The organism is Chryseosolibacter indicum, assembly GCF_018598585.1.
GTDB classification, from domain to species: Bacteria; Bacteroidota; Bacteroidia; order Cytophagales; family Cyclobacteriaceae; genus Chryseosolibacter; species Chryseosolibacter indicus.
Genome location: NZ_JAHESD010000072.1, coordinates 1 through 8,544, shown reverse-complemented (window position 1 = coordinate 8,544; position 8,544 = coordinate 1). Strand labels below are relative to the sequence as shown.

The following is an 8,544-nucleotide window of genomic DNA, read 5'->3' as shown; positions in this document are numbered from 1 at the left end:
CTTTGTCTTCTTACTTTTTTCCTTGATGAAAAAAGTAACAAAAAAATCAAGACATAAAAATGCTTCAACCGCACAAGGCCGGGGCACGGCCCGCTTTTATGTCAGGCCAACGCGCTGGGTTTCTCATCATAGATTTTGGCAAGGAAAGAACAGCATTAGAGACGCAGGCACTTCCATCGTCTTCGTCATTCCTCGCCTACTATAGAGACTATAAAAAACTAAAAGTATTTGCGAGGGAATCCCGTGGTCTTGCAATTGTAACTATGAAATGCTGTTGTCTGAAACTTTAACTAAATGATTAATGAAGTTAATAGACATCTGCTCTTCTGGCTTGCAGATTCTAAATAAACTTACCAAACTCATTCGGCAGGTCTTTGTCTTCTTACTTTTTTCCTTGATGAAAAAAGTAACAAAAAAATCAAGACATAAAAATGCTTCAACCGCACAAGCCGGGGCACGGCCCGTCCCGATAGCTATCGGGATGTCGGGCCAACGCGCTTGGTTCTCATTATAGATTAGGTAATGGAAAGAATAAAGGATTATATATCTGTTAGCATTTAGCTCTTCTAGAATTTTAAGCTTGCAGATTCTAAATAAACACATCAAACTCATTCGGCAGGTCTTTCTCTCCTTACTTTTTTCCTTGATGAAAAAAGTAACCAAAAAATTCAAGACATAAAAATGCTTCAACCGCACAAGGCCGGGGCACTGCCCGTCCCGATAGCTATCGGGATGTCGGGCCAACCCGCTTGGTTCTCTATTCGGTCATGACTCTTTAAGAAAAATCAGGATGGTGCAGGCACTCTCCTGTGTGGCGTCATTCCCCGCATGCAATACAGAGTATGAAAAGTAGAAAGAAGCTGCGAGGGAATCCCCTGGCCTTGCAATAGATACTATGAAAATGCTATTACCTAAAGTTTTGTTTCAACCTCCCCTAACTAGTGATGATATCATATTTCTTATGTCACTTTTTCCTTGATGACCTGGCAGAGCGTTCATCTAACCTCGGGTAGGAATAAGACTATTCCTACCTTCCCCTATTCCTGCCTGAGTGCGTGAATGGGATTATGGAGCGCTGCCTTCAGCGATTGATACCCTACTGTAATAAAGACCAACATCAATACGAAAACACCGGCCAATATAAAAGAACTCGGCTCAATTTGAATCCGGTATTCAAAAGCACTCAGCCATTCACGCATAATATACCAGGCCAGCGGACAAGCCAAGATGAAGGCCAGAAACACATTCCTGATAAATGAAAAGGAAATCATTAAAAACAAATTAAGTGGTCCGGCTCCCAATATTTTTCTGACTCCGAGTTCCTTTGTTCTTCGTTCTACATGATAGGCAGCCATGCCTAGGAGGCCAAGACAAGCAACAATGATGCTCAGAATGCCGGCCATTTTGAAAATCATGCCTGCCTTGTTCTCTGACACATAGAACATGTTCAACTGGTCTGACAGGAAGTGATACTCAATGGGTGTTCGCGTATCAAATTTTTCATGAACTTGAGAAACTTCTTCAATGAGCGCTTGTGTATTGCCTGATACTTTCAAACTAAAGTAGTCAATAGGTGCTATGGGATTTGTGCGAAATCCGATAATCATCGGAGCGATCTTCTGATGCAGGGATTGAAAGTTAAAGTCCTTCAATACACCAATTACATTTGCTTCCCACACTACACCATACGCACTGACTTGAACTTTGCTACCCAGGGCACTTTTCAAGTTCATCGCCTTAACAGCTGATTCATTGAGCAGCACGTTCAATGAGTCAACTTCAGCCCTTCCTGAAAAGTAATTACCAGACGCGAGTTGTAGTTGATAAGTGTTAAGCATATTCTCATCAAAGCCCATAAAATAAATTTCAAGTGAGTCTGCCATTGTGGTATTACCCGTGGTTGTACGGACATGCACTTCGTCAATAACCTTCCATTCGCCGGGAACCTGTGATGATACAGCTACCTCCCTGACACCTGGTATTGCCAAGAATTCATTCTTCATGACCTGAAACTGATTACGTACTGCGCGGCTGTTGATGTCGATAACCAACATTTCTTCCTTATCAAATCCGAGGTCTTTGGATTGAATAAAGTCAATTTGCCTGCCAATGATCAGGATTGATACAATTAATACAAGTGTAACGGTGAATTGAAAGACCACTAGTGCAGTGCGAAAGTCAAAACTATTCTTTGCAAGTACTGGTTGCCCCTTCAGTACAATGACAGGTTTTAACTTTGACAGGTAGAAAGCAGGATAACTTCCTGCAATGACTCCAATCAGTAATGCGATCAGCAGAAGTGATGGCATATATTCTCCGAGCGTATTTAGGGTGAGATCAAAATTTTTGCCCGTGATTGAATTAAAAAAGGGCAAACACAAATCGATAGCCGCTATTGATAATAACATAGAAAAGAGTGTAATGACGAAAGCTTCGGTCAGAAACTGGATGATAAGCTGTCTTTTGATGGCACCTACTACTTTTCGTATCCCGATCTCTTTGGCACGTAAAGAGGCTTTGGATGTTGTAAGGTTAACATAGTTTATGGCAGCGATGATGAGCAGAAATACAGCCATTGATGAGAAGATGTAGATATATGAAACTTCACCATGCGCACTTTCAATTCCTGCTTCTACATGTGCAGCGTGTAAGTAGATGTCTTGAATAGGTTGAAATTGCGTAGATCTAACCGCTGCACCAGGCCCCCAATACTTTGCGATGAATTCCGGCATCTTTGCCTGTACATCTCCGATTGATTTACCATTTTCCAATACGATGTATGTAAAAGCACCATTGCCTTGCCAGTCATTCAAATAACGTTCCCACTCCTCGCCAGCGCGGATACTCGAAAACAATAGATCAAATTGAAGATGTGAGTTAATAGGTATGTCTTTGATTACACCTGTTACTTTTACTTCACCTGCACCTGTCTTGATTATTTTACCCAGCGGATTCTCATTCGAAAAATATTTCTTTGCAGTTGACGCTGTAAGAATTACAGAAAATGGTTCGGCGAGTGCAGTTTTTTCATTTCCCGCAATGAGATCGAAGTCGAAAATATCAAAGAAGTTGCTATCGCTGGTGGTGAACCAGTTTCGCTCATTATATTTTGCATCACCAATTTCAACAATTACCTGGCCTGACAAGCGAAACAGGCGTGTCATTTCTTTTACTTCCGGGAATGAACTCATCAATTGAGGACCCATTGGAGGACTCGTGCGACCAAACGTTCTCACCTCATTGGGATTGGAGTTGTCAGTAGTAAGCACACGGAAGGTACGGTCGGCCTTCTGGTGGAACGAATCATACGACAACTCATGTCTTACGTAGGTGTATAACATTGTACTGAATGATATACCCAATACAAGGCCAAGTATATTTATAGCTGTAAAGCCTTTGTTACGGATCAGGGAGCGAAGAGCAATTTTAAAATAGCTTTGTATCATAAACGCAATGGTAATCCCAGACCATTTACGATTTTCATGCCATTACAGATTTACTATAATTTTATCCTTCATTTAGTTAATAACTATTTATGGATGTTCGGATTTAAGAAAATATGTTCAAAATCGGGCGTGCCAACGCACTTGGTTCTCTATACAGTGACGATCCTATTTTTATAATGTCACTTTTTTCTTTGAATAAAAAATAACAACATTTGGATGGTGCATGCACTCATTCCCGCGTGCAATAGACTATGAAAAGTAGAAAGAAGCTGCGAGGGAATCCTCTGGCCTTGCAATAGGTACTATGAAAATGCTATTATCTAAAGTTTTGTTTCACGCCTCCCCTAACTAGTGATGATATCATATTTCTTATGTCACTTTTTTCCTTGATGAAAAAAGTAACCAAAAAATTCAAGACATAAAAATGCTTCAACCGCACAAGGCTGGGGCACGGCCCGCTTTTATGTCGGGCCAACGCGCTTGGTTCTCTATCCGGTGATGACTCTTTAAGAAAAATCAGGATGTGCAGGCACTCTCCTAGTGGCGTCATTCCCCTCCTGCAATAGAGACTATGAAAAGTAGAAAGAAGCTGCGAGGGAATTCTCTGGCCTTGCAATAAATACAATAAATACTATGAAAATGCTATTATCTAAAGTTTTGGTTCAACCTCCCCCAACTAGTGACGATCTCATATTTCTTATGTCACTTTTTTCCTTGATGAAAAAAGTAACTAAAAAATCAAGACATAAAAATGCTTCAACCGCACAAGGCTGGGGCACGGCCCGCTTTTATGTCGGGCCAACGCGCTTGGTTCTCTATTCGGTCATGACTCTTTAAGAAAAATCAGGATGGTGCAGGCACTCTCCTAGTGGCGTCATTCCCCGCATGCAATACAGACTATGAAAAGCTAAAAGTTATTGCGAGGGAATCCCCCGGCCTTGCAATGGTAACTATGAAATGCAGTTGTCTTAACTTTATTAAACTATTAAGAAGTTAAAAGACATCTCACCCTGAGGCTAGCAGTTCAAAGTAAACACAACAAACTTCTTCGGCAGATCTCTCTCTCCTTACTTTTTTCCTTGATGAAAAAAGTAACAAAAAAATCAAGACATAAAAATGCTTCCACCCACATGTCCAGGGCACTGCCCGCTTTTATGTCGGGCCTGCGCGCTGGGTTTCTCATCATAGATTTTGGCAAGGAAAGAACAGCATTAGAGACGCAGGCACTTCCATCGTCTGCGTCATTCCCCGCATGCAATACAGACTATAAAAAGTTAAAAGAAGCTGCGAGAGAATCCTCTGGCCTTGCAATTGTAACTATGAAATGCTGTTGCCTGAAGTGTGGCCAGTACACCCACCTTGCATGAAGTTTTGCTCCGGTGATATCAGTAATGGCTATTCATTTAGCTACAATGACCATGTGGTTATCACGTGAACACTCTATACTTGCTAACGCTTTTCCCTGTTATACAGTGTGAAGAAAGGTATATCCACCAGCAGCGAAAAGTTAAGCCTGGTAACGCTTCTGTTTGTTTCTGTAATGACGGCACTCCCTGCTTCGTATTTTATCGTACGAAGATTAGATACATAGTTAAAATGAATACCTGCACTTACCGGCAATTTTGGACAATTCACAAAAATACCAAGGCCAGGCGTGAAGAAGTGTTCAAACTTCAAACTTGTGTAGGAGGTAGTATCATTGTTCAAGCGTTGATTTACAATCGAACCCAGGTCTATTATACTTACAAACGCGGTTATATAGCCTTTGCCAAATGTTGTTGTTATGCCTATAGGTGCGGCTAACCCGATGTTGCCCCTTGTTTGCCTTTCTTCAGTACCATAGGCAGTTTCCCATCCTCCCGTAAGACCTACATAGCCATTGAATGAGATATTCATCCTACTATGCCTTTTAATTGACGAACTGCCAATAGGCAATGCGTATGCCTGAAGAAGAGCCTCCATATCATCCGCACTTTCCAATTCTGCCAATTGTGATATAAATGCAAGGACGCGTGTTGCTTTTTCATGCTTGATATATTTACCAAACTCCACCATCATCAGCGAGATAACCTGTTGATATTCCTGTTGAATAAGGGCGCCAGCAATACCAATATACCTTGAAGAAGCATCAATTACTTCTTCATTTAAATTAAATTTCTCATTTATCAGTGGTATTCCACTTAGCGTCTGGGTGAAATATGACAACGACTCATTTACTTCGTTAACATAGGTAACAACAGCTTCTGCAGATGCTAATGTGTAACCTTTTGACTTAATAAAGTCGTAAGCGTTATTGAGATATTTCACAAAAAGGACAAGCTCGTTTAGTTTCGTCGCCATTAGCTTCAGGTCATTACTGCTCTCACCTTCAAGATAGGTCCTGCACTCAGGAATACTCTTTAGCTGTTCGTAGAGCAGGCCATAGAAAAAGCGGATTTCAAGATGTTGTAACGATCCTGCATGGGCTGGAATAAGGCTTACCGGATTTACCCAAAGATCTTTACTTCCTTCCCTATTCAATAACGCCTGGGACAGAAGATCGGCTATATTTACTACCTTATAAACTGTAGAATCACTAGAGTAGGATTCGCTTGCAAGACGTGAGAGTAAACGATCAAGAGGTTCTTCCAGTTTGGCGTATTCTACAATATAATACCCTAAAAATAGCATGTCTTTTATCTTAGGCTTATCCTTAAGATAAGGGAAGATGACGTCTACATTGTTTTTGATTGCCTTTGGCATGTTCTTAAGATCCAGTTGCGCTGTTTGCCTTAACAAGAGTAAATCAGCGGTATAGTAAGAAGATGAACCACTACCATAAAGCGTTGTAATTTGACTGAAGGTTTTCGGAAAAACAGATTTCACCAGAGCCGAATCTCTTTCTGATTTAATTTGCTTAAAGATCTGGTCAAGGGCTGTGTGTAGTACTTCCTGCTTAAAACGTCCCGCCATGAAGTTAGCCACTCCGTTGATTACGGTGCTTTCCCAATCCGCACCTGCAATTTTGGGTGCTGCGACAGCAGGCTCGTTATAATGCAAAAACTTCTCTTTTATCGATCCATCATTTGCGTTTGTCACGGGGTTTAATTGGATTGCAACATCTTTTAAAAAAGGATTGGCGGATATGGTATTGTTATCAATGTTGTATCGTTTCAGTATCTCGTAATAACCGTTATATACTTCCTCATTATTGATATTTGTACCCACCTCGTTTTGTTCGTAAATAGCTTTAAGCGCCACAGCATCGATGTAGGTGCTTTGTTTGTTATACACCTGGCCAAGCAAATAGGTGCTTAGTGAGAAATTAACTACAAAAAGGAGAAAGATTTTATTGAGCATATGCATTATAAGAATTGTAATCCAGACCGGTGCAAGGAACAAACCCTGCGGCAATAGTAATTATACCCGAGCAGGCTCCTTTTCATTCAACCACACAAATCAATACGCTGAAGTATGCCCTAGCTAAGGACTTAACTATTGTTTTATACCATGATGATTCTTCGTGGGCTGTGATCGAATTGGATCAGATGGGTCGAGGAATCATGCGTAAATTAAAAGCGGCCGTAGTATTTTCAAAATTTTTAACTTCATTTTTATTGCTTGTTGTGATCGTAATGATAACAATAGTATGAAGAGTGCCTTTTAATACACTTAACCCCATTTTAATACTCTTCCTATACTCTATCCATACTTCATGTATACATATAGCATACACATAGCCTACCTGGAGCATACTTATTTATGCCTTGAGGTGACGGAATGGGTAAACCTTTATGACACATTTCGGAATAAATGACCGAATAGTGTACTAATTGGTTTTATAGCCCGTCCTGCATACGCGAGCGCAGGTGTTTTAATACGTGCGTGATATAATTTTCTAGGGTAAGGGAGGTATAGCCATCTGTCCTACAATTTGGTGGATAGACATTTTTCAATACGGCTCATGCGAAAAGCCTGTTGGCAGCGTTCAGGAAGTTCTGCCAGTTTTTTATCCATTATATTCTTCAGCTCTAAAAGCGAGCTCAATTTCAATTGATTCGCTATGCATTATGGCTCACTAGCGTTCTAGCGCAAGGGTCTCCCTTGTGCTTAAAATATTGTAAGCGTCTCGCTTACGATCCATTTCGCTCAACGTCAGCGTGACCTTGCTGGTGCAAGCGTCCGCTTGTTGGTATCCTGGTTAGAAGCGTCTTGCTTCAGTGTATAAGGTCTCATAGTTTTATTGAATGCTTTTCAGGCTTGCAGATTCTCAATAGACACACCACGCTCCTTCGGCAGGTCTTTGTCTTCCTTACTTTTTTCCTTGATGAAAAAAGTAACAAAAAAATCAAGACATAAAAATGCTTCAACCGCACAGGTCCTGGCACTGCCCGTCCCGATAGCTATCGGGATTTCGGCCAACGCGCTTGGTTTCTCATCATAGGTTTGGTAAGAAAAAAAACAGCATTAGGAAAGCGCAGATACCTTAATCAGTGGCGTCATTCCCCGCCTGCAATAGATACTATGAAAAGCTAAAGTTATTGAGAGGGAATCCCCCGGCCTTGCAATTGTAACTATGAAATGCAGTTGTCTAACTCTATTAAAGATAAATGAAGCTAAAAGACATCTGATCCTTAGGCTTGCAGATTCTAAATAAGCACACCAAACTCATTCGGCAGATCTTTCTCTCCTACTTTTTTCCTTGATGAAAAAAGTAACAAAAAAATCAAGACATAAAAATGCTTCAGCCGCACAAGGCCGGGGCACTGCCCGCTTTTATGTCGGCCAACGCGCTTGGTTTACCATTATAGGTTTGGGCAAGAAAGAGCAACATTAGGAAGGCGTAGGGACTCTCATCAACATCGTCATTCCCCCCGTGCAATAGAGACTATGAAAAGCAAATAGTAGCCGCAAGGGGATCCCCTGACTTTGCAATGGGTACGATGAAAATGCTATTATCTAAAGTTTTGTTCCAGCCTCCCTCAAACTAGTGATGATATCATATTTCTTATGTCACTTTTTTCCTTGATGAAAAAAGTAACAAAAAATCAAGACATAAAAATGCTTCAACCGCACAGGTCCGGGGCACTGCCCGTCCCGATAGCTATCGGGATCGGGC

4 protein-coding genes are annotated in these 8,544 nt (G+C 41.1%); 2 read left to right on the top strand and 2 right to left on the bottom strand.

Going from position 1 to position 8,544, the window contains the following annotated elements:
* Nucleotides 1-205 (top strand): hypothetical protein (locus tag KK060_RS21400; protein ID WP_254156213.1); only part of this gene is annotated, 205 nt, incomplete at its 5' end.
* 832 nt (nucleotides 206-1,037) lie between these two features.
* On the opposite strand, the gene KK060_RS21395 is transcribed toward KK060_RS21400, so the two are convergent.
* The gene (locus tag KK060_RS21395) at nucleotides 1,038-3,446 is read right to left on the bottom strand and encodes an ABC transporter permease (protein ID WP_254156211.1); all 2,409 of its coding nucleotides are present in this window, start codon (nucleotides 3,444-3,446) and stop codon (nucleotides 1,038-1,040) included.
* 1,082 nt (nucleotides 3,447-4,528) lie between these two features.
* Here KK060_RS21395 and KK060_RS21390 point away from each other — a divergent pair.
* A complete protein-coding gene (locus KK060_RS21390; protein ID WP_254156209.1) occupies nucleotides 4,529-4,813 on the top strand; it encodes a hypothetical protein in 285 nt (94 codons plus the stop codon).
* Nucleotides 4,814-4,895: 82 nt separating this feature from the next.
* Here the strand turns inward: KK060_RS21390 and KK060_RS21385 are convergent, their stop codons facing one another.
* Nucleotides 4,896-6,785, bottom strand: coding sequence for a hypothetical protein (locus tag KK060_RS21385; protein ID WP_254156207.1), 1,890 nt, complete (start codon nucleotides 6,783-6,785; stop codon nucleotides 4,896-4,898).
* Nucleotides 6,786-8,544 lie beyond the last annotated feature (1,759 nt).

Bases quoted from the DNA above. Each gene is read 5' to 3' on its own strand.
- KK060_RS21385 (WP_254156207.1), bottom strand. From the start codon at position 6,785: ATGCTCAATAAAATCTTTCTCCTTTTTGTAGTTAATTTCTCACTAAGC.
- KK060_RS21390 (WP_254156209.1), top strand. From the start codon at position 4,529: ATGAAAAAAGTAACAAAAAAATCAAGACATAAAAATGCTTCCACCCAC.
- KK060_RS21395 (WP_254156211.1), bottom strand. From the start codon at position 3,446: ATGATACAAAGCTATTTTAAAATTGCTCTTCGCTCCCTGATCCGTAAC.